Origin of the sequence: Paenibacillus planticolens, from assembly GCF_013141725.1 — a bacterium.
Classification (GTDB): Bacteria; Bacillota; Bacilli; order Paenibacillales; family NBRC-103111; genus Paenibacillus_E; species Paenibacillus_E planticolens.
In genome coordinates this window covers 77,764-100,481 of sequence record NZ_WHNZ01000013.1, presented here as the reverse complement: position 1 = coordinate 100,481, position 22,718 = coordinate 77,764, and the positions used below count along the sequence as shown (strand labels likewise).

Below are 22,718 nucleotides of genomic sequence, written 5' to 3'. Positions count from 1 at the left end.
TGGAAAATTACTGTGGGCATATAATAAACATCATTTAGATTTTTTGGACATGTATATCAATTCATCTTTGCGTGAAACACTTCCAAATAAAAATCAGAGCTTGGCAAGTAGGCTTCCTAACTGGATGAAGAGTGGAAAGAATCGTGAAGAACTTGCAAAAGGAATCGCCAAATTAAGAAATAGACTTGAACGATACAATTAAAAGCACGATTTTAAGGAAGGAGAGAGAAGTGATTTGAAATATCTTAAAGCATTCTCGAATATGGATACATGGTATTTTGAGGTCGACGAGGAAGGGACAGCTTTCAGGCAGATTATTATTAATGATGATGGTAGTTACATTGCTTCAAATCGAAAGCATGAAACCTATCATTTTTCATTAGCAGATAAAGAAATTGATGACAATGACCCGCACTATATACGAATAACGGAAGATGAATTTGAAAAAGTATGGTCTAATTATCTTAAAGCTTTTAACGACGATTGGAAGCATACAAAAACTGCACTTCCAATTGGAAAGGAGATTGAGGGGTACATTGAATGTTTCTTGCCTCATGGTGTTATTGTGAATATCTTTAAATATAATGCTATTGGAGTTGCTGATTATCACGAATGTAGTCAGAATACACCTAAAGAGTGGCTTTGCCCAAGACATGTAGTAAGAGCTATAGTGAAAGATTACGATGAATTAAATCAGTGGGTTGTACTAGACAAACCAAAAATTTTGAAGATTCTGCATGCAGAGTAACGGCGGGTAATCAGATCTTTTCAGCAATATCTATCCATCATTTCTTTTAAATAATTTCGAAAGTCTTCAACATAGGTTTGGGGCTCTACGATTTTTAGGTTTGTGCCGAAACTTGCTAAAAATTGAAAACCCGTACTGTTTTGAGGGACATGAATTGTTGCTAATAAAAATTCAGAACTATAGGTTTCAATACTTTTTCGACCGTACCTTTCAATGAATTGATCTTTGATGCTAGGGGAAATCAATGCCTGAATAGCGACTAGTTGCGGTTGATAACTTGCTTCGCGTTCTTGTTCTACTAAAAATTCCCTAGGGTTAAATGTTTTTTCATCCATATTAAGCTTATCGATCCGAGATAATTTAAACGTTCTATACTTCATACGATGTAAACAGAATCCTTTCAGATACCAACTCGTTTCGCTAAAATGAAGCTGATAGGGCTCGACAATTCGATTCGTCGTGGTGCCATTTTTATCTATATAATCAAATGAAACTAACCTTCGCTTTAATATGGATTCTTGACAGATCTTCAAGGTGTGAATAATCTCAGACCGACCCTCCCAAGCATAAAATGACAGTTGAATTGAATTTTCCAGAGACAATGGGCTAATCATCGCCTCTATTTTTCTTATCGTAATTTCAACTTCTTCGCTAATTAGAATTTGTTCCAATCCGCCGAGCGCAGTTAATATATTTTCTAAGTCGGAGCTGCTTAAAAGACGTTTATCAACCTTGTATTCATCCATAATACCGTAGCCACCATGCACTCCATTGATAGAGTAGATCGGGATGTTTGATAAGCTCAGTGTTTCCATATCGCGAAGAATAGTTCTTTTGGAAACGTTAAATAATTGGGCGAATTCTGTTGCTGAAACGATATTTTTTTTCAGCAATATCATGATGATAGAAATAAGTCTCTCAACCTTGTCCATATGTCCTCCTCTTATTTCTACTTTATTTAAGAATGGTGACATTAAGCTGTCACCTTTTGTAGATTATACTACATTTATCACAAAAAGGAGGTATTGCTTTATGTCAGCTATTGTATATTTAAACTTTGATGGAAATGCAGAACAAGGGATTGAATTTTATTCGGAGGCTTTAAGTGCAACGGAAGTAAAAAAAGTTAAATTTAGCGATATCCCACAAGATCCAAACTATCCACTGCCAGAAAATGAGTTAAATATGATTATGGAGTCTTCCATAGAATTCGCAGGCGGGAAAATCATGATGTCGGATATTTTGCCTTCTATGAAGACGGTAACAGGTGAGTTGGTGAAAGGAAATAATGTACTGATTAGTCTAGTCATCGATGATAAACAAAAACTGGAAGAATACTTTAATCATGTATCGGTTGGTGGCTATGTTATCATGCCGTTATCCAATACTCCTTGGTCTTCGTGCTTTGGAATGCTGGTTGATAAGTTCGGGATTTCGTGGAAATTCAATAGTGACGCAGATAAGTTTCTTGATAAAGTCATTTCCAACAAAAAGTAACTCAATCACAAAAATGGTCTTGCAATTGAAGACCATTTTTTCACGTATATTTTACTTAGAAAATTTAGAAAGGACGTGTATCTTATCTATGGAAATTGAAAATCTGATTCCAGCAAAATCGAGAGAAGATGTGAGGCTTTGGCTGCAGGAAAATGGAAAGACGAAAAAGTCTTGCTGGGTCGTGGTTAGTATGACGCCTACCCCTAATATGTTGTTATATTTGGACGCGGTCGAGGAAGCTTTGTGCTTTGGATGGATCGATGGAGTGAAAAAGAAAATTTCTGAAACGGAGCTGGCTCAGAGGTTGTCTCCAAGAAGTAAAAAAAGTTCGTGGACGGAATTAAATAAAGAACGTGTCCGCCGCCTCGAAAAGTTGGGGTTAATGAGAGACGCAGGAAGAAGGGTTCTTCCTGATATGGATCACAATTCTTTTAGAATAGATGAAGAGATAGAGCAAAGGCTGAAAGAGGAAAAGCAAGTGTATGATAATTTCATGGCATTTCCGGATCTTTATAAAAGAGTTCGAATCGACACGATACAAAGCATTAAGCATCAGCCAGAATTGTTTAAGAGCAGATTGGACAAATTCATAACAAATACGAGAGAGAACAAAATGTACGGTCAATGGAATGATAATGGACGCCTAGAGGAGTAAGGATGGGAAGATAGTAGTTTAATCTTTCCATCCTCAATTCCTTCACATCAACGGAGCCTCAAGCCAAAATGGCGCAAGGGGCTTTTAGCTATTTAGAGGTTTAGTTTCAACCCAAGCAACCTTGAGATCTCTTTTTTTGAAAAACCACTGATTATTCATTTTTATGAATTCGTCGTTATACCTTATAGCTGCTACCATTAATTTCTTGCCATCGCCGTCAATGGTTAAATGATGAGCAAAACAATAGGTTGTCCCAACTGCCGTATCACCAGACAAGATGATCTTACTTTGGCCATTAACATGCATGGTGGAGACATACGTATTTAAGTTATCAAAAATAGGCGCTAATTCCTTCCTACTAGTAACGATTTGGGAGGGTTCCGCCTGACGTTCATCCATAAATACTCTAAAAAGAGTATCTTCCGTAAATAGTGCCATTTGACCTTCAGCATCCCTCGTGTCTGCACAATAGGCATATGCATCAATGAGGTCACGTATCGCATCACGGTCAGCAATTTCTTCTAGGGATCGTATTTTCACATTTTCCATTTTTTCATCACCTTTTTTTATAGTCACGTCTATCCTCATAGTAACCGAGCTGAGTTATCAAAGCTTTGTCATGCAGCTCATTTTGTTTGTCAATTCGGCTCATTTGAACGGACCTCGAATTCCAGCGACTCCCTATTGGATTGCCATGGTGACTTCATGTTATCTTTTATTAAGATAAGGAGTGAGACGAATGGGGTCAGTAATTAAAAAGGCTGTGAAAATGCCTCAGAGTCTAGCCAGTGTTGGCTTTTTGAAGATGAAAGGATTGTCGGTCATGGGGGCATGCGCCTATTCGGATATCAAGACTGGGAGAATGTATCTGCAGGAGCATGTCCTATTAGTTGTTCTGGAAGGGGTCTACATTGTCAGATACGGTGATCAGGAGTATACGGTAAGGAAAAACGAAATGGCGCTCTTGCATAAAGGAATCGTCGTTGAGTATGAGAAGTATGGGGAAGCGGATTCGAGGCATATATTGGATTACATGATGTTCTTTTTGAAGGATGAATTACTTCATGATTTTATGAAAATATCCAGTCTACCTGTTTCCGAGTCTGTATCGCCTGCCGCGGCTGCTGTTCATCCGGTGAATGAGCGCCTGTTAAGCTATACGGCTTCACTCAAGCCCTATTTTGCAGAGCCGGAGGGCATTCAAGACGAATTAATTAAGCTGAAAATGCTGGAGCTTCTTTTTGATATATTGGATGCGGATCAAGGGTTATTGAACCAAATTATGCAGCTGAGGCAGCAGCGTCCGACAAGCATTGTTGAGGTGGTGGAGAAGAACCTGCTAAACCCCGTATCGCTTCAGGATCTGGCCTATTTGTCCGGCAAAAGCTTATCGACCTTCAAACGGGAATTTCGGAAGATCTATAATGAACCTGCATTTCATTGGATTCGCAACCGTCGGTTAGAGAAGGCGAAGGAACTGCTAACCCATTCCGGAATATCCATAACGGAGGTCTGTTTGGCTACAGGATTTGAGAATGTATCGCACTTCTCGAAGGTTTGGAAGAAGAAGTATGGGGTTTCTCCTTCGGTGATGAGGCATCGTGGCGCTGCTGAAGATACTGTTTTTCAGGGATAAGGGGAGTATGGGTTGATTGAGAGTTGGGCTGGGGCGGACTTTTATTTTTTGTGCCAATAAGGATGCTGACGGTTGCCAGCGAGCTCAAGGATGAGGGCATTATTGTTCATCCCACACTCGGGATGAACGATCGAAGGTATCGTACCATGTTCCAATTTGTTATTAGCTAACGTAAGATAGGAGAAGCTATAAAATTATATATGTTATAATTAAAACAAGATGCTGATACTTAGCTTATAGGACGGTGAAAACATGAATCAAATCAAAGATCTTCAAAAGCTTATCAAACTTACTGGTGATCGCGCTAAGTTGGATGCTAAAGCTAATGAGACATACATTGTTTATAAAACCGTAGAGGGCCAGATTGTAAAGGAATACAATGACGGTCATGTTATTCCAGTTACCGAGCAGGATGCCCCGCATGCATGAGCTTTTACCGATCATGTACATTTTTGCTGGGAATAATGGGAGCGGAAAAAGTACGATTCGAAACCTCATTGTTGATCGGCTCGGAATCAGTGTGAATATTGATCCCGATGCTCTGGCGCGGGGAATCGATTCGATTCATCCTGAAAGTCGTAAAATATCTGCAGGGAAAGAAGCCATTAAACTGGCCAAGGAGTGTATTCGGAATAGACGCGATTTTTCAGTTGAAACTACATTGGCTGGAGGTAATGCCATCCGGCTTATGCGTGATGCCAAGGCTAATGGATTTGAAGTTACAATGTTTTATGTCGGTTTAGGCGATTATCATTTGAATCTTGAGAGAGTGGCAGTACGGGTGAAAAATGGTGGACATCATATCCCCTCTGAAGATATCATAAGGCGGCATCAAACATCGATTCAAAATTTACTCGCACATCTTGATTTAATTGATCATTTAATTGTGATTGATAACAGTTTATCGGAGGGAAGAATTATTCTAGGTGCGGACGATGGTTCAATAACCCACCGATTGGATTCTATTCCATCTTGGATTGAGTGTATTGTACAGAAGCTGGAACCGTAACAAGAACAGCCGTGTAATTAGGGCTGTTCTTTTCTTCTTTTAAGGAGCGTCTTTATAGATTATTGCAATCATGGATATTGCCTAATTATGGGCAATTATTGGGTGATATTTGGAAATGAAACAAAGTGTAACAGATCACAACATGTGCAATATGTTCCCTCATACCGTGCATGTAAATTTAATTCCGCTGTTAGTTTGAAACGATCGGCGAGAATAAGCAATAAAACCCACCTTTGTAGGGTGGGTTTTATTGCTTATTCTTTTTTGCTAATTGCGACTCATACTTACGAAGCAAGTTAAGACTCTCTTTTAAATAGTCAGCTTCTTCTGGTGTTAGGTTCTCTTTGCTCCCAGTCAGAAACGCAATATTGTCTAGCTCTACGTTGGTTTTCAATTCTCTACTGAGAAGTAAATCCAGGCTTACCTCAAAAAAGTCAGCCAATGCAATAAGCGTTGCAAAATCAGGTTCACGAGTGCCTTGTTCATAATTAGCGATTTGTCCGCGTGATAGGTTCATCTGTGTTGCAAGCTCATATTGACTAATGCCTTTATTGTTTCGAAGTTCTGCTAGACGTTTGCCGAACACGTATTATCACCTCAAAACCATTATAAGTAACATAATTCGTTTGCTACTATGATGGACACGATAAGTTTCATTTATGCTTGAGGATTTAAGGATAATACGATATATTAAATATATATGACACATAATGTGTCTGGATATTCATGGGAATGCAGTTATCTTGGCCTTTGTATCTCATACAGTTTAGTGAACTAGCATTTAACTCAGACACAGAAGGTGTCCTTAAAGTAACCCAAAGTTTATCGGAGGTGGCAGCCATGCAAGAAATCCAAACCAAATACGAAGAGGTCCTGCAAGAAGAATCCATCCTAACTCAAAGAATCAGCCTCTGCCATGAATTCATCGACATCATTTTAAAGTATATCTCCCGTAACGCAGATTCTATTCATATCCTCACAGCAGAGGACATTGTCACCGCAGTGCATACAATCGGGCAGGACTTGGATACAGAGCTGCTTCATTTAAAACTGGAGAAGGGAATTCTTGAAAATAAGTTAAAAAGTTTAAATGCTGAATCAAGTGAGTTGCACAAAAGTTAAATATAGTAATAATTATATAATTTTATAATTAGGGCTCATATTAGTGTTCGCTGGGCGTGGAAAATCAGATTATTTTAAGCCTGAAGTGAAGTAGTAAGCTCACCAAATCAGGTCGCAGCGGAATAAAAGGATAAAAAGGTTGAATTGGTTAGTACAGATAATGGGGGTGTAATATCGTAAGCGTCAAACAGCCCTCATCTTGATTTACCTCTAATCTAAACAGTTAGATTGGACAATAATCAAATTATTAGGTAGATTTACTTTAAGATTTCCCCCCTTTACTTAAGTATGGGGATCAGATAGCATCGCGGTTATTAAAAGGAACTAAATTCAGAATGGGGGAATAACGTTGAACAACATTGAGCGGTACAAGCAATATAGACAAACACAAGTAGAACTACATACAAAAATTTTGGATGATTACGTTGCTGAAGCTGATTTCAAACAAGCTGCTCTTACTCTGGGTATCCTTAACAACCAGAATAAGGTGGTTATGGAACATGAGGCTGAGTATGATGCTTTATATGACTTTAATATTTATGAAAAATTTCGGGCTGGAAAGAGTACATTATCGCTTTTCGCAGAGAACTATTCCTCAGAGAATCAGATCGAGAACGAAATGATAGCGGCAATGCTGCAATCAAAAGCTTCCTTATACGAGGTCATACACGTCGATAAGATGGAAGGAGTGCTTATGCTAAATGACATTTTGAATGACTTAAACGAGCCTATTAAAATCATTGATATTAGTTTAAGCAATAACACAATAAGCAGTCCCCTGCTTTACACACGAGTGCTCGATCTTGAGGGATTTAGCATGACATCTGGCTTAGGATTTGTTTTTTCCATTGATCATAAAGATTACATTTTGAATCGAAGCCGGAAAATGATTAAGAAACTGAAAAGCGGCGATACCTCGCTGGACAACTTTATCACCTTTTTTCATTTGAATCGTTCGGACGGGATTTTAATGAGGTTTGAGAAAGTAAATTGAATTAGAGGAAATCGGATTGATTAGCAATGTAGGAGATTAACAGGGTCTTCACAACCTCTCAAGTTGAGAGGTTTCTTTGCTTTTCTGTTGAACGGAAAACGTCCCATTGATACTTTCAAAATCACCTCTAGTATGTTAACGTAGAAAACAGGTCATTGTCTATGTAGGAAATATATGTATTTCCGTCATGTAGATGATAGCCAAAATTAAATAATCTTCGAGGTGACAACATGAAGAATGTGCTCGCTATTTTATTGTTAGGTTCTCTTCTTGCTATTAGTGGAACATTGGCCTACAACCTGTATGAGAAAATCACGGCCCAGCCTGTCTACGTAAGCTCTGGACCATCTGCCTCCATACCTGTTGGTCAGAACGCTTCACCTGTCCTTGCCAATGAACCGGCGCCGGGCAGCACCTTCAAGCCTGGAGAGAATGGAGCGGCGACTGCCAGCAAGCCAGCGACTGCATCGTCAGTGCCTGCCAAAGCGGATAAGCCTGGCGCTGCTGTGAAAGAAACGACGGTCAAAATGTCCGATAAAACATACAAATATATAGGTGAGGTAGTAAATGGTGTGGCGCATGGACAAGGGGCAGCGTACTACCCGAACGGACAAAAGCGTTATGAAGGCGAATTCGTGAATGGGAAAGTAATTCTGGTCGGCAAAACGTTTTTCGAAGACGGGAAACTGCGCTCAGAAGGAAAAAGAGTAAATGGAGTCATTCAGGACATAGGTTACAACGAGGATGGCAGCGTGTATTCGGAAATGACACGTCCGGAGAATAATAAATTGGGGGATGCCAAAATTTATGCTCCCGAAGGTTATCTGCAATACGCTGGGCAGGTTACCTCAGATTCGGTTATTCCTGAGGGAACGGGAACTGAATACCATTCGAATGGAAAAATAAGATATACGGGAACGTTCAAGAACGGTACATACAACGGAACGGGCACATTTATTTCCGACGATGAGCGGGATAAGTATGTAGGTCAGTTCACATCTGGAGTCATGTCAGGGAAAGGCAAGTTCTACGAATACGGAACGCTTTATTATGATGGAGAACATCAGGATGGTATTTATCAGGGTAAAGGCAAATTTTATATGAATGGCTCGATTGCATACGACGGTGATTTCGTGAATGGAAATGCCAACGGAACCGGCAAGATGTACGATAATGGCAAGCTTGTGTATGAAGGAGAAGTTGTAGACAATATACCAACGGGCAACGGAACAAACTACTTGGGAAGTACCAATCTGAAGATCAGCATCACGATACGGAATCCTGGCGTGCAGCAGTCCTCTGGTGTATCTTCCTTTAATATGCCTCAGGGAGTCCGTATTCCGACAAAGGGCGATATACTGAAGTAAACGAATATCTTGGATTGATCTGATCCTTTAACAATGGAAAAGGAATATAGTTTAGACTATCTTAAATTGGCACAATCAGGTATGTTTGCAATAGGATTTTTTTCTTCTTCCCAGTTGGTGGGTTCGCTGTGCAAAAACCTCACTGGATGATTTCTAGCTTTTTTAAACTCCAGCAACCTCGCACCAAACGGTGGAGGTTTTTTGAATTATTGGAAGTTGTACAGCAACATTTATTACAGTAATCCAGTATATATAAATAGTTAAAAACATGAAAATGAAAGAGGTGAGTACATGAAGAAATTGGACGGCCTCTAACTTCCCCCAAGGAGGTTAGACCAATGAGCAGAAGTTACAAAAAATCACCAGTCTGTACGGATCATAGTTCTCCGAGAACCAGGTGGGCCAAACGACAAGCAGCTAAAGCGGTAAGACGATATGACGGGATTATTGAAAATGGGAGATCTTACAGAAAGTTGTTTTGTTCCTGGGATATATGTGATTACAGGTTTTATCAGACCAAAGAACAGGCAATTCTCGAGTGGGAAACGAATGTAAGACTTCAGTCAAGATTTTCAAAAGAAAAAATGCTTAGAAGTTGGGCGAAGTTCTACAGAAGAAAATAAGTAAGAAGCGTTGGCCAGGGAAGTGCCAGCGCTTTTTGCATTTAATAAATAAGCGATTTTAGCAAAGTCGCCATACTTCCACCATGTTCGCCCCCTCCAAATACCATTTATCTAAGAAAAAATAGGAAGATCATGATGCATCCTGGTCATAACCGTCTTCTTCTCACATGCATCGCAACAGCAATGAAAAATGTAGAGTACTTAGGATTCACCTTTTCCAAAAGGCTGATTGACGTTCTTCAAACGTTGTCGGTTGATGAGTTTCTAGGCATGTATCATCCGTTGGTGGATGACCTAAAGTCGCTGGTAGGGGCGAATGTCGTGTTCCGGCCTATGTATCCCGCAAGTTCAGGCGCCCAGAGAGGCGGTTGCGGTTAGAGTTGCTAGAGTAATGCGGGAACAAGGTTGAGCATGCGCTTCGCCAGATGGATGCAGGCTTAGCTGTGGATCTATTGAAGAATCGCGCCGGCGAGTTCGCTAGACGACTGGATCATTTGCTTAGGATCAGTGAGATCGCTCTCCCTATGGTTGAGAAGTTCACTGATATTGCCGCGGATGTGTCAACGCCAGTGCTGCTGCAAGTGATGGCACATTTTCAGCATAGGAATGAAAGGCATGAACTGCGGACATTTTTCCCAAAAGGAAATGTAGGTAAAGCTGTAGCGATCCTGAACACGCTGCCCGATATTAAAGCCGAAACGTGTGAATCGATTGTTTATTGCTTGATTATAAAAGAAGGCAACCGCATGCAAGCTTACGGGTGCCTTTTTTATAATGTTATTAATTTATTGTAAATAAAATCATTTACTTGTCAATCTATTATTGGTAAAATAACCCATGTAAATTTATTCAATTTATGATGAATATATCAATTTATGGGGGCGAATAAATGCAAACAATTTCACCAACTGATCGTAAAGAATTTATCTCGAATTCTATTAAGTTTCAAATTAAAAATGATTTTTGGCCAGGTTATGTACATGGATATCCTCATAAAAAGGCGTACAGAACTATGAACCATATTGGAATTCAAGATATTTGGAAGCCAGGACTTACTGAATTAAACCTTTATATTCATATCCCTTTTTGTGAGAGAATATGTTCGTTTTGTAATCTTTTTAAAATGGCAGTAGGTAAAAATGATAGCGATCTTCTTGATAATTATGTGGAAGCAGTCATCAGGCAAATTGATCATTATAAAGAATACATAGGAAATCCCACAATTAAGTCCTTATTCTATGGTGGTGGTACACCTAACGTTCTTTCAATCAAACAATTGGAAAAAATACAAAATAAACTCCATAAAGAATTTACAGACTGGTCAAGTGATGTAGAATCTTGCATAGAATGTTCTCCAGATAAATTAAATAACGATTACGTTAAAGCACTTAAAGAAATTGGGTTTGATAGGGTTAGTATTGGCGTACAAACCAGACAATTGTTAGATATGTAAAAACTAAAACTTCCACGTATCAACAACAAAGAATGGAGTTTCAAGGAGTACCTACATTAGGTATTGGAGTTGGTTCTAGAAGCTATGCACCTGATGTCCATTATTGTTTGCCTTATAAGGTCCAAGGGAAGTACGTTAACGAAATTGTACAAAATTATATTACTTGTGATTTCAAGGATGTTGTTTACGATGGCTTTTTATTTAATGAGGAAGAGAAAAAAAGGAAGTTTGTTCTACTTTCATTGTTAGACCCTGGCTTAGACACAAGTCAGTATCAATTAACTTTTAATGAATTCATAGAAGTTATATTTAACGATGAGCTCCAGGCGTTGAAAGAAAATGAACTTATTGAATCTAAAGATGGGGTATTTTTACGCTTACCCGTAAAGGTAGAAAATACAGTGATATTGCAGTACATATTTTCGAAAGCGAAAACGTTAAAAATCTTTATGATACGTTTATTCATGAATAAGCAATGGGGGTAATCCTACTGACGATAAACTCACAATCAAATACAAAGGGCATATTATTTGCAATTCTATCTGTCGCTTTAACAGCAATATGGTACCCGGCTATTAAGATTGGGTTGAAAGAAATCTCTCCCATTCAAGCAGCTGCGATTGAGACTCTTGTTTCGTTAATTACTGCAATAGTCGTTTTAAAACTATCCAAACAAAAGTTTACTACTTCTAAATTGAAACCACTTATCGTTATTTCAGTTATAAATGCTTTTGCTACGATATGTCTCTACCTTAGTTTATATTTACTTGACCCTGTTATGTCTTCGCTGCTTGGAAGAAACTACGTGCTTTTTGCTCTGATGATCTCTTTCTTTTTTCTCAAAGAAAAAGTTTCTATAGCTCAATGGGTGCTAATGCTTGTCTCAGTAGTAGGGGGGTTCTTGTTTGTATATAGTGAAGTTAGAGATTTTAATCTTATAGGTATACTTTTTGTACTAGGCAATACTTTGTTTTTTGCAATTGGAAATGCAATCTCCAAAAAATACTGTTCATCTGTAAATCCATCTGTCACTTTATTTTATATTAAGCTAATCTCATTGTTGCCTATTATTTTAATTGGAACATCGATCGATAATTTTCGTTTTTTCAAAGTTACTCCTTATGAATTTATATTTATTGCTGTAGTGTCTATCGTTTCTTCATTTCTTTGCAAGAAGAGGGTGAGTATATCGATGGAAATGCGGAAACAGCGAGAATTCCATAATGACTAGATAAATTTTTTTATCCACCGTGTACGTAGTCTTCTTCTTCAGTATGTGTGCCCTCTCAATTGCCGCATGTTTACTCATTTCATTTCTTATTATCGCCACATCCTCTTCACTAGGCTGCTCCGCGACAAGTACATCCTTAGACCCTACTGTTGTAGATTCCCTGTTCTTATGAGCTTGCAGTTCGGATGCGGCAACAGCTCTCTCTATACTTTGGCTTGCATAAGCCTTGTTACCGTTATGCATATAATAAAAGAAAAGATGTCGAGAGGCCTGGGGCACCGATGCATCATCGAGTTTCATGCAATACTCCAAATGTTCGACCGCTTCCCTACGACCTTTCTTTGCCATGAGTCTGCCTATTGCAAAATGAGCTGTAGCCATTGTGGATTCTCGCAAAACCACCTGTCGGTAAGATAGGGTTGTTTATTTTGTCCCTAAAAAAAATTGAACGATTGAATGAAGAAAATCAACAATTGAAGCAGAAGTTAGCCGCTTTTATTCAAAGTTTACTGGAAAGCATAAAGCTTAACGATATAAAATAATAATTATGCAAAAAACTTTCATTCATTACGGTAGAATATCTAATATTCGCACGGATAAAATGAACAGAGGCCGGGCTCCCACGCTTTTCCGAACCCTTCCATCCCATCACATTAAAGTGAATTTTAACGCCATACAGTGACTATTTCGACATGAAAGCGACGCTTTCAAAAAAACTGCGACAAATTTCGAGAAATATAATAGAAATATAGAAATTTTCACTTTCTTCCACTTTGCATAAAAGCTAGAATCTGATAGTATATAAGAAAATACCGATGGATTTAGTAAGAATTAAAAGGAGGCACCTTTCGATGCAAAAAATGACTCTTGATTCCATACAAGAAATGACGCATCTGGATCAACTCGAGGCTGAAGCGATTTATATTATCCGGGAAGTAGCGGCGGAGTGTGAAAATCCCGTGATGCTGTATTCGATCGGGAAGGATAGTTCGGTGATGCTGCATTTGGCGCTGAAGGCTTTTTATCCTGAGAAGCCGCCATTTCCTTTCATGCATATCGATACAACGTGGAAGTTCAAAGAAATGATTGAGTTCCGCGACCGCAAGGCCAAAGAATTCGGCATCAACATGATCGTTCACTCCAATCAGGAGGGGATTGAGCAAGGGATTAACCCTTTCGATCATGGGTCCGCATATACGGATATTATGAAAACCCAAGCCCTGAAACAGGGATTGGATAAATACGGATTTACGGCTGCGTTCGGTGGCGGAAGACGTGACGAGGAGAAGTCGCGCGCGAAAGAGCGGATTTTCTCGTTCCGGAATAAGAATCATGCCTGGGATCCGAAGAACCAACGGCCGGAAATGTGGAAGCTTTTCAACACAAGAATTAACAAAGGTGAGAGCATCCGCGTCTTCCCTATCTCCAACTGGACGGAAAAAGATATCTGGCAATATATTCGCAGAGAAAATATTGATATTGTGCCGCTCTATTTTGCTCAAGAAAGACCTGTCATCGAACGCGACGGACATCTCATCTTGGTGGACGATGATCGCATGAAGCTGGAGCCGCATGAGAAAATTGAAATGAAGAAGATGCGGTTCCGCACATTAGGCTGCTATCCTCTGACTGGCGGAGCCGAGTCGGAAGCGAATACGCTGGATGCCATTATCGAGGAAACGCTTGGTGCGGTATCATCTGAACGGACAACCCGGGTTATTGACCAAGAGGCGGCGGGAAGTATGGAAAGACGTAAACGGGAGGGGTATTTCTAAAATGAAAAGTCTGCTTAAATTTATTACTTGCGGAAGTGTAGACGACGGGAAATCCACCTTAATTGGACATATGCTTTATGAGGCAAAGCTTTTGTTCGCCGACCAGGAAAGAGCGTTGGAACTGGACAGCAGACTTGGTAGCCGCGGCGGCAAAATTGACTATTCGCTGCTTCTTGACGGGCTCTTGGCTGAGCGTGAGCAAGGGATTACGATTGATGTGGCCTATCGGTATTTTACGACGGACCACCGCTCCTTCATTGTCGCGGACACGCCGGGGCATGAAGAATATACACGCAACATGGCAGTAGGCGCATCTTTTGCGGATTTGGCGATCATTCTTGTGGACGCAACGAAAGGGGTTATTACCCAAACCAAGCGGCACACTCGGATTTGCGCGCTGATGGGCATTAAACATCTTGTTCTGGCTGTCAACAAAATGGATTTGGTCGGTTTTGATCCTAAAAAATTCGATGCGATTAAGCAAGAATTCGCCGAGCTAACGGCAGAGTTCCATTTTGAAAGCATTCAGGTCATCCCGGTTTCGGCAACGGAAGGGGATAACATAACGAAGAAATCGCTGAATTCTCCGTGGTACGAGGGCAAGGCTTTGCTACCGTATTTGGAAGATGTAGATGTCCACCAGAACGACAATGCGAAAGAATTTATGATGCCTGTTCAACGGGTATGCCGGCCGGACCATACGTTCCGCGGCTTCCAAGGCCAGATCGAGGCTGGGAGCATCGCGGTCGGCGATGAGTTGACGACGCTGCCTAGTCGTGAGAAGGCGAAAGTGAAACGCATCCTCGTGACCGACCAAGATCGGGACTATGCGTATGCCGGACAACCCGTAACCATCCAATTGGATCGGGAAGTCGACGTTTCGCGCGGCTGTGTTTTCACGAAGGATAGTAAAATCCAAGAGGCGGATAGCTTTAGCGCAACGATTCTTTGGATGGATGACTCCGTGCTGACGCCGGGGAAAAATTATTTGGTCAAAGTGGGCACGAAAGTGCTGCCGGGTACGGTAACAGCCATTAAGCATAAAATCGATATTAATACCGGCAATACGGTTCCAACCCATCAGTTGGTTAAAAATGAGTTGGCGAAATGCGAATTTTCGCTTTCGGATGATATCGTGTTCGATTCGTTCGAACTAAATAAAAGCATCGGCGGCTTTATTCTGATCGATCGCGTTACGAATATGACTTCCGCTTGCGGCGTTATCGATGCGGCACTTCAAAACTCCGACAAAGGGACGCAGCCGCTTGCAGAAGTCACGAGAGATGTTCGTGCCGAGCAAAAAGGTCAAAATCCTCTAACCATCTGGTTTGGCGGCTCAGCTTCGGCGACAGCAGCACTTGCGAAGCAAGTCGAGAAACGTTTGGTTGCGAGAGGTTACCATACGATGCTACTCGAGAACCGTGCTGGAGAATCTCCTCAGCGTTTGGCGGAAGTGGCGAAATTGATGAACGACGCGGGGCTTGTTGCGTTGGTAGCAGCGGATGCTGCGTACGCGGGAGCGCGGGAGCTTTTTGGCGATGCGTTTATCGAAATAGATGCGGATGCAAGAAAGGCCTCCGTTGAAGAGGATGCGAATGATGTTGTAAAACGAGTTGTGAAGTATTTGATTAACAACAAAGATATGGATTATTCGATATAGTGTGAAAAAGCCTGGGATGAGTGATGTTGTGAAGCGAGTTGTGAAATATTTGATTAATACGTAGGAGAATAGTATCCCTGCATCATTGTGAATAGTGATGTGGGGATATTTTTTTTCCGCAGTAGGGGGGAGAAGCTAAATTTTTATCTAATCTTATGTAACTCAACTCTTCAGTCGTATCTATGCAACAACTTCCATTTTAAGGTATAATAGAATCCATAGTACTTCGAAAGGATTTGTCATCAACATGAAAAAAAATTATAAAAAAATTATTAAATTAGTTATAGCATCAACTGTTATGCTACTAACGGCATGTGTTTCTTCTGCTACAGCAACTGCACCAGTATACAATGGTTTTACAGTTGTGAGTGTCAATGTGGATGGTAAAGAAGTTCAAGGAGACGTACCTGCGGTAAACTTTTACGGAAGGACAGTAGTACCTATTCGTTTTGTTTCCGAGGCCTTAGGGGCAAAGGTTGAATGGAATAGTGAAACTAATACAGCGAGTATAACCACTCCAAAGCAAACTATTTCAGCTCCCAATAATGCGCAAACTTCTGATCAAGCTAATATATCTCAGAAGAAGTATGATGATGACATTGCAAAACTAAAACTTTACAGTCGAATTAGTAATGCCTATATGCAGATTAATGATTTAGCTAAGCAAGTAATGAATATAAGTAATCTGTATGGTGATGTTATTGATAATGTTGAAGAACCAGACGCAATTAGTTTACTTGCTAACGCACAGGCTTCTATAAACAGCCTTAAAAACGATCTTATACCCTCTACCCAAAAAGATATATTAGCCTTGAAACAAACTGTAACAAGCCAAGGAATTGATATTTCGGATGTAGATTCATTATTCAATAATTTAACAAGCGCACTTAACATGTATTCAAGCGGATATACGATAATTTCAACTTACATAAAAACAAATGATGATTCTATTTTAGATACATATCAATCTCAAGAGACAAATGCCTTTAATCTTGCTAAACAAACGATGGACTCGTCATTCGCAAGATTTGGGGAGTTTTACGGTAAAATTCAAAACTTTTAGGAGGAGACTCTGATGAAGAAAATTGTAATTTATTGCTCCATTATTTCACTCTTACTGTTTAGCATGGCTGACACGGTACTAGCTAAGGGAAGCAGTAGCAAATCAAGCACTAGTCATCGAAGCAGTACTACAAGTCATAAATCAAAATCTACCAAAAAAAGCACAAATCATACAACAAGTCGCAAGAGCAGTGTGCGCAGCCATAGCAGCACCAAGCATTATTCAACTACATCGCATAAATCAAGTGGTGTTGTTTCTGTAAATAGTTATGTCAAGCGCGATGGAACGTTTGTACCTGCTCATCATCGTTCCCATCCAGATTCAAGTTTTAATAACAATTGGAGTACTGTTGGAAACGTAAATCCCTATACAGGGAAAGAGGGAACAAAGACTCATCAATAAACCCCTAGTACGGCATTTAGAGCTAATGGGAATATTCTGAAAAATAGTATCCCTGCATCATTGTGAATAGTGATGTAGGGATATTTTTTGTGTCCACGGTGCCGCATACTTTCTGTATTGTGGTAATTTTCTAATGTCGATTTATGGGGGGGTGAATTATTAAATTTTTACAAAGTTAGAGGGTATTTGGCTCATGTAACGAAGTCATTAGAATTGGTAGAGCAGACAATCCTGCTTATCTAGGGATTCGAACTGCAAAGTTTGATTTTGAATGAATAGGGGGATGTATTCTCGTAATTTCTATTAATAATTTGTAGTATATTACTGACAAAAGTAACTTTAGATCAAAGTTGTCAAAGTCCAAAATGGGAGGATCATTTCATGCATTCCAGAATGTACAGGAGTTTAATAAGCAAAAGAATATCTATAGTTCTATTGGCTATCTTTATGATTCTCTCATCTGCCATATTGCCTGGGATAAATGTCAATAAAGCATACGCAGGAACTGAAACATCTCCCTCGCTTACGCTTACCAATCCTATCAGGGAGTGGGTTATGGATGAAGCGAATGGATATATCTATGCTGTCTCTAGTGAGGCTAATAGTCTACTATTTATTCGAATGAGCGACCTTCAGATAGAGAAGAAAGTAACGCTCGGCATTGCGCCTTCAGATTTAGTACAATCTGGCAGCAAGATTTATGTCGCTTTGTCAGGAACAAAGGCTATTGCTATTGTAGATATTGCTCAAAAGGAAGTAGTGGGCTCGATTAATACTTCTATAAAGCCTTACGAACTGGCAATCGACGGAAACAAGCTGTTCTATACAGAATATCGCTCGTCGGGTGTGGCATCATACGATTTAACAACGCAAGCGGAGACAATGCTGGATTCGGGATCAAGGGGGGATTATGCTGAACCCGATCTCGCTGTTGACACGGTAAACCATATTCTGTTTATTGGCGAGTCGGGCTCGACTGGCTCCAAACTTTTTTCTTATAGCACTTCGACTTTGCAGCCACTTTCAAAAATTAATTATCGTGATGGTTACGGTTTTGGTTTTCCGGCCAGAAAGGTTATTGTTGATGGGAACCAGGTTTTTTATGCAGGCTATCGCTTTAAAAATACAGATTTAACCTCTATTCAAGGTACCTATCAAGAAGACGCGATGTATGTTCATGGCAACACGGTGTTTACCAGTCATTCGTTTAATTCCGGAAATGCCGCGCCAGACCATAGCTATGTTTATGATCGGGAAGGATTTACTCAAATTGCCGAACTTCCTGTGGCATCAAGAAAAATTTTAATGGATAGTCAGAATCATGTTTATTCTTATACAGGATCAGATGGTTGGAACCCTAACATTCCCAATGTTATACAAATTATTAATGTGAATCTGGCGCCGTCCACTCCCCCGGTATCTTGGCAGACTGACGGCCAAAAGCTGGTACTAGATAAGTCGGTGACCGATCTCGTATACAGCAGTGATGGTGCAAACCTGTTTGCCATCTATTCGGAAAGCAATCAGTTGATGAGGATTCGAACAAGCGACATGACAGTTCAAGAAACCCGAACCATAGGATCCAACCCTAATTCATTATTTATTGACCATGACAAGCTATATATTGGCAATGCATCAGCGACACAAATTATGAAAGTGGATACACTTTCTGAGACAAGCGTCAACGGAGCTGTCTATTCATGGGATGTCGGCAATTTTGTTAGTCAAGTTGTATATGGTAATCAAAAGCTGATCTACACCGCATCAAATCCGGGAATTAAGGTCATTGATACTGTTACCGGAACTAGGGCTAATTACGCTACAAACATTAATTCAGGTCGTATGATCCTTAGTCTAGGGGACAATGCATTATACTTCGGGAAAGAGGAATATTATTCCACAAGTACGGCAATTAAGTTCGATCTAACTAATTTTTCACAACAGGCAGTCTCCCAAGCTTACAGCAACGCACTAGGCGTGATCACGATGAACGGAAATGATCTATATTACGCGAGTTATCTTTTGGATAAAAATACGCTTCTCCCGATTCCGGCATGGAAAGGTTATTTTGGGGCTGCAATTATTGCTGCTAAAGGAGCTGATATTTTCGCAAAAGACTCGGTTTGGAATCGTGATTCGTATACCATGCAATACCATCTGCCATTCATCGCGAAAAATGTGTTGAACTTGCCAAACGGCCAAATTGTTGTGGTTTCTGAAGATGGGAAAACATTACAGAAATTCACTTCTATGCAGGCTCTACATGATAGTGCACCAGAATTTAATCCGCCATCGCTTGCAGTTTCTGATGTTAATTTTTACGATAACGATCCCATTCCAGGAGAAATAAGCGGGAACATCAATTGGCATGCGACACCAAGTGTTTCCATCGTAACCAGTTACACCGTGTATTTCTTAGATCAAAATAAAAATAAAATCGGAAATAAAATAACGGAAGTTCCTTATAATGCAAATAGCTCTTACTATACCTACCGCCTTCCAAATACGGACATACTTGTGGGAGCAAAATATTTAGGCATTTATGCAAAGAATGCTATTGGAGAAAGCTCTTCCGCCGCTACTGTTGAGCTCTCGGATTATGTTGATATTCCTCCAACCGACGGTGGCGAAGGAGGTCCATACCCCTACTTTAGTTACACATTGGAAGATCAGAACCCAATTAGGGGGAAAATTCATCCGCTGGTCTCATGGTATAACCCAAACGAAACTAGGTATTCTGGCTATCAATTATCATTTTCTAATGCTTCTGGAACCCAAATTGGCAATGTCTATAGTGTTTCCAAACATACATCGCCCGGAATAACTTATCGTGTTGATGTTGCTGAGAATATTGTGCCTGCAGGTGCAATTTATATGGATATGAGACCGAAAGACCTGAAAGGGAATGTTGGAACCGAATTGTACCGGATGCAGATTTTTGATAACACGACAAGCAGTCCGGTTATTGTAGGAACGAATCCAGCGATTCCGACTCCAAACATTCTATTGGGTAGAAGTTTGGATGAAGATGTATCTCAAGGAAGCTTCGGCGGTTGGATTAATTGGTACGAAGCCTCGTTAGAAGGCCCGGCAACAAGCTATGCACTTTATTTTGTCGATGGTAACAATGTTAAACTGCAATCGATCGCTGAAGTAACTAGAAGTAATCTCATTCGTCTTAATCAAGGGTTTAATAATCCGTCTTATGAAATTACATTGCCTAGCGGTACTGCAATTCCATCAGGAGCTGTAAGGATCGGGATTTTCGGCAAAAACAGTCAAGGTGAGAGTCCAAACGGGTTCTATTTTGGATTTTGGGACAAAATTGACGCCGATCCTGGTAGTGATTACTTTGAAGATCTGGATGCTCGCGCCGGAAAAATTGATGGCGTACTGCACTGGATTCCTGTTGTCAATGAAACGGCCGTGAACAAATATTTTATTAGCTTTTTAGATTCAAGACTAGACTCAATAGGCCCTCCTTTTGCGGAGGTAAACAAAGGGCAACAACGGTACAGCCTTTCGATTAAAGATACGCAAATCCCAGCGGGTGCATGGCGCCTGATGCTATGGGCAATGAATTCGGCAAATGACCGGTATGTATTGGGTTTTTATAATTTGACCGATAATATAGCAAGTGAACCTATTTCTACCCTGCCGACGGAAAGTCAACCCTTAATGGTGACAGTGAACCAGACGGATTACGATGGTGATGTAGGGGAAATAGGAGGGACCATATCCTTTAATTCTAGTATGAGCTCCAATTCTACGACGCGTTTTGATATTTATTTTGTCGATGAACAACTGAAAAAGCTCAAAGCAATCAGCAGTCTGCCAAAAAGTGAAATAGGAATTTATGAGGCCAATATCCCTATGAATACCCAAATTCCATTAGGGGCAACTCGGATTGCAGTTTATGCCGTTTCTTCTACAGGGATGAGCATGCCTGTTACAACAAGCATAATTGATCGGGCGTATGGGCCATCATTGACGCCTGATCAAATTGAAATTACGAATAATAAGTCCGGAACCTCTGATACGATTACTGTTTCAGGCTTGAATTATGGAGATATCGTTAGGGTGTACCGCGATTCTGCATCAGCTAACTCATTCTTACTTCAAGCAGTTGCACCGAATGCCACTTCACTGAACTTTACCATTCCTCAGTTAGGAACCGGGGAGGGAAGTCTGTATTTCTCTGTGCAGCATGGCGACGGTTTGCCAAGTATAAAGATTGCAAAAGCATATAAAGCTGAACCTGCTGCCCTTGGAGGCGGTGGTGGCGGTGGTGTCGGCGGTGGTGGCGTAAGCTTACCTACGCGTGACGCTAACGGCAAAATGACTTATGCCTTCCAACCGGCTCATGTGGATATGTTGATCGATCTTGCCAAAGAAGCAAATAAGGAGCTTATACTTGATGCTACGGTTAAACAGCATCTCGATATTACTACGGTTAGCTTCGAGGGAGACATTGCTCAGAATGCAGCGAATAAAGGCAAGCCTATTGTTATCAAGGCTAACGATGTTCAGTTCAAATTTCCTGTTAGCTCCTTAAGCGGGGCATACAAATTTGAAACTGTGAAGCTTACAATCGCATCTAATGATATTCAGATATTTGGCGATTTCGCTACGGCGTCCCCGGTATTGGAGTTTTCTTTAGGCGAAAAAGACAAGGCTATAACAACTTTTGATACGCCGATAGAGGCTACATTCCACTATGACCAGTCAAAGGTAACGGACGCTAGGAATCTAGGTGTGTATTGGTTGGATGAAACAACGAACACTTGGACTTACATGGGGGGCAAGGTAAATGGTGACGGTACAATTACCGCTACATTGTCACACTTCTCGAAGTATGCTGTGTTGGAAAAGATAGAAATGGCCGTAAAAACATTCACGGATACGCAAGGACACTGGGCACAAAAAGACATTGAGCAACTTGTCGGCAAAAAGATTATCGACGGTATGGACGATCAATCCTTTCAACCGGACAGCAATATGACTAGAGCGCAGTTTGTTACAATTCTCAAGAAAGCACTAAACCTGTCCCCTCAAGCAACAACCAAAGCTTTTGAAGATGTAGCTGCAGATTCATGGTATGTGGATGCTGTGAACGCTGCCTATGCTGCGAATATCGTAGAAGGAACTAGCGATAGCACCTTCTCTCCAGAAGCTAATGTTACGCGAGAGCAGCTGGCTGTCATGATAGTCAACGCGTATTTGAACGTTACTGGTAAAAAATTGAGCAATATTGTTTCTGATCAACCGAACGGCTATGTAGATGCAAGCAGCATGAGTGAGTGGGCTAAACAATACGTTGCAGCGGCTACAACGCTCGGATTGCTGAACGGCGTAGATGATACTCATTTTGCTCCGTCTCAAAATAGTACAAGGGCCCAAGTGGTCACAGTTGTCGTACGTATGCTGAAACAAATTAGCGACGTTAAATAAGTTTTTAAATCAAATAACTCTACATCAATGAT

General features: G+C 40.5%; 24 protein-coding genes. 20 read left to right on the top strand and 4 right to left on the bottom strand.

Features of this window, described 5'->3' with window-relative positions; genetic code table 11:
• Positions 1-262: 262 nt before the first annotated feature.
• On the top strand, positions 263-748 hold the full coding sequence (locus GC097_RS05470) for a hypothetical protein (RefSeq protein ID WP_171682341.1): 486 nt from the start codon (positions 263-265) through the stop codon (positions 746-748).
• 20 nt (positions 749-768) lie between these two features.
• On the opposite strand, the gene GC097_RS05465 is transcribed toward GC097_RS05470, so the two are convergent.
• On the bottom strand, positions 769-1,680 hold the full coding sequence (locus tag GC097_RS05465; protein ID WP_171682452.1) for a helix-turn-helix transcriptional regulator: 912 nt from the start codon (positions 1,678-1,680) through the stop codon (positions 769-771).
• A gap of 100 nt (positions 1,681-1,780) precedes the next feature.
• Between GC097_RS05465 and GC097_RS05460 the strand changes: the two genes are divergently transcribed.
• Positions 1,781-2,245 (top strand): VOC family protein, encoded by a 465-nt coding sequence (locus tag GC097_RS05460; RefSeq protein WP_171682340.1) that lies wholly within the window; start codon positions 1,781-1,783, stop codon positions 2,243-2,245.
• Positions 2,246-2,333: 88 nt separating this feature from the next.
• Entirely contained in the window at positions 2,334-2,900 is a 567-nt protein-coding gene (locus GC097_RS05455; protein ID WP_171682339.1) for a YdeI/OmpD-associated family protein, read from the top strand.
• Positions 2,901-2,984: 84 nt separating this feature from the next.
• On the opposite strand, the gene GC097_RS05450 is transcribed toward GC097_RS05455, so the two are convergent.
• Positions 2,985-3,476, bottom strand: a complete 492-nt coding sequence (locus GC097_RS05450; RefSeq protein WP_216625652.1) for a nuclear transport factor 2 family protein — start codon at positions 3,474-3,476, stop codon at positions 2,985-2,987.
• A 163-nt stretch (positions 3,477-3,639) separates the two neighbouring features.
• On the opposite strand from GC097_RS05450, the gene GC097_RS05445 reads away from it, so the two are divergent.
• From GC097_RS05445 to GC097_RS05435, 3 genes are all read left to right on the top strand, one after another.
• Positions 3,640-4,536 (top strand): helix-turn-helix domain-containing protein, encoded by an 897-nt coding sequence (locus GC097_RS05445; protein ID WP_171682338.1) that lies wholly within the window; start codon positions 3,640-3,642, stop codon positions 4,534-4,536.
• A 252-nt stretch (positions 4,537-4,788) separates the two neighbouring features.
• On the top strand, positions 4,789-4,965 hold the full coding sequence (locus GC097_RS05440; RefSeq protein WP_171682337.1) for a hypothetical protein: 177 nt from the start codon (positions 4,789-4,791) through the stop codon (positions 4,963-4,965).
• Positions 4,958-5,545 (top strand): ATPase, encoded by a 588-nt coding sequence (locus tag GC097_RS05435; protein WP_171682336.1) that lies wholly within the window; start codon positions 4,958-4,960, stop codon positions 5,543-5,545. Before GC097_RS05440 ends, GC097_RS05435 begins: the two co-directional genes overlap by 8 nt.
• Before the next feature lie 247 nt (positions 5,546-5,792).
• Here the strand turns inward: GC097_RS05435 and GC097_RS35210 are convergent, their stop codons facing one another.
• Positions 5,793-6,131: a helix-turn-helix domain-containing protein gene (locus tag GC097_RS35210; protein WP_171682335.1), complete on the bottom strand. Its 339-nt coding sequence runs from the start codon at positions 6,129-6,131 to the stop codon at positions 5,793-5,795.
• 254 nt (positions 6,132-6,385) lie between these two features.
• Here GC097_RS35210 and GC097_RS05425 point away from each other — a divergent pair, with 254 nt between their 5' ends.
• From GC097_RS05425 to GC097_RS35205, 9 genes are all read left to right on the top strand, one after another.
• On the top strand, positions 6,386-6,667 hold the full coding sequence (locus GC097_RS05425) for a hypothetical protein (protein ID WP_171682334.1): 282 nt from the start codon (positions 6,386-6,388) through the stop codon (positions 6,665-6,667).
• A 349-nt stretch (positions 6,668-7,016) separates the two neighbouring features.
• Positions 7,017-7,661 carry a DUF7986 domain-containing protein gene (locus GC097_RS05420; protein ID WP_171682333.1) on the top strand — a complete coding sequence of 215 codons (645 nt, stop codon included), beginning with the start codon at positions 7,017-7,019 and terminating at the stop codon, positions 7,659-7,661.
• Between the two features lie 230 nt (positions 7,662-7,891).
• Positions 7,892-9,028 carry an MORN repeat-containing protein gene (locus tag GC097_RS05415; RefSeq protein ID WP_171682332.1) on the top strand — a complete coding sequence of 379 codons (1,137 nt, stop codon included), beginning with the start codon at positions 7,892-7,894 and terminating at the stop codon, positions 9,026-9,028.
• 338 nt (positions 9,029-9,366) lie between these two features.
• The gene (locus tag GC097_RS05410) at positions 9,367-9,651 is read left to right on the top strand and encodes a hypothetical protein (RefSeq protein ID WP_171682331.1); all 285 of its coding nucleotides are present in this window, start codon (positions 9,367-9,369) and stop codon (positions 9,649-9,651) included.
• A gap of 135 nt (positions 9,652-9,786) precedes the next feature.
• Complete coding sequence (locus GC097_RS05405; RefSeq protein WP_171682330.1) at positions 9,787-10,029, top strand: hypothetical protein; 243 nt, start codon at positions 9,787-9,789, stop codon at positions 10,027-10,029.
• Positions 10,030-10,076: 47 nt separating this feature from the next.
• A complete protein-coding gene (locus GC097_RS05400; RefSeq protein WP_171682329.1) occupies positions 10,077-10,445 on the top strand; it encodes a hypothetical protein in 369 nt (122 codons plus the stop codon).
• A gap of 95 nt (positions 10,446-10,540) precedes the next feature.
• On the top strand, positions 10,541-11,104 hold the full coding sequence (locus tag GC097_RS05395; protein WP_171682328.1) for a radical SAM protein: 564 nt from the start codon (positions 10,541-10,543) through the stop codon (positions 11,102-11,104).
• A gap of 32 nt (positions 11,105-11,136) precedes the next feature.
• Positions 11,137-11,589 (top strand): hypothetical protein, encoded by a 453-nt coding sequence (locus tag GC097_RS05390; RefSeq protein ID WP_171682327.1) that lies wholly within the window; start codon positions 11,137-11,139, stop codon positions 11,587-11,589.
• Positions 11,580-12,335, top strand: coding sequence for a DMT family transporter (locus tag GC097_RS35205; protein WP_171682326.1), 756 nt, complete (start codon positions 11,580-11,582; stop codon positions 12,333-12,335). Before GC097_RS05390 ends, GC097_RS35205 begins: the two co-directional genes overlap by 10 nt.
• Here the strand turns inward: GC097_RS35205 and GC097_RS05380 are convergent.
• Positions 12,264-12,635: a hypothetical protein gene (locus tag GC097_RS05380; protein ID WP_171682264.1), complete on the bottom strand. Its 372-nt coding sequence runs from the start codon at positions 12,633-12,635 to the stop codon at positions 12,264-12,266. The genes GC097_RS35205 and GC097_RS05380 overlap by 72 nt on opposite strands.
• A 551-nt stretch (positions 12,636-13,186) precedes the next feature.
• Between GC097_RS05380 and cysD the strand changes: the two genes are divergently transcribed.
• From cysD to GC097_RS05355, 5 genes are all read left to right on the top strand, one after another.
• On the top strand, positions 13,187-14,110 hold the full coding sequence (gene cysD / locus GC097_RS05375) for a sulfate adenylyltransferase subunit CysD (RefSeq protein WP_171682325.1): 924 nt from the start codon (positions 13,187-13,189) through the stop codon (positions 14,108-14,110).
• Position 14,111: 1 nt separating this feature from the next.
• Complete coding sequence (locus GC097_RS05370; protein WP_171682324.1) at positions 14,112-15,770, top strand: GTP-binding protein; 1,659 nt, start codon at positions 14,112-14,114, stop codon at positions 15,768-15,770.
• 247 nt (positions 15,771-16,017) lie between these two features.
• Complete coding sequence (locus GC097_RS05365; RefSeq protein ID WP_171682323.1) at positions 16,018-16,833, top strand: copper amine oxidase N-terminal domain-containing protein; 816 nt, start codon at positions 16,018-16,020, stop codon at positions 16,831-16,833.
• A 12-nt stretch (positions 16,834-16,845) separates the two neighbouring features.
• Positions 16,846-17,235, top strand: a complete 390-nt coding sequence (locus GC097_RS05360; RefSeq protein WP_171682322.1) for a hypothetical protein — start codon at positions 16,846-16,848, stop codon at positions 17,233-17,235.
• A 555-nt stretch (positions 17,236-17,790) separates the two neighbouring features.
• Positions 17,791-22,686, top strand: coding sequence for an S-layer homology domain-containing protein (locus GC097_RS05355; protein ID WP_171682321.1), 4,896 nt, complete (start codon positions 17,791-17,793; stop codon positions 22,684-22,686).
• Positions 22,687-22,718 lie beyond the last annotated feature (32 nt).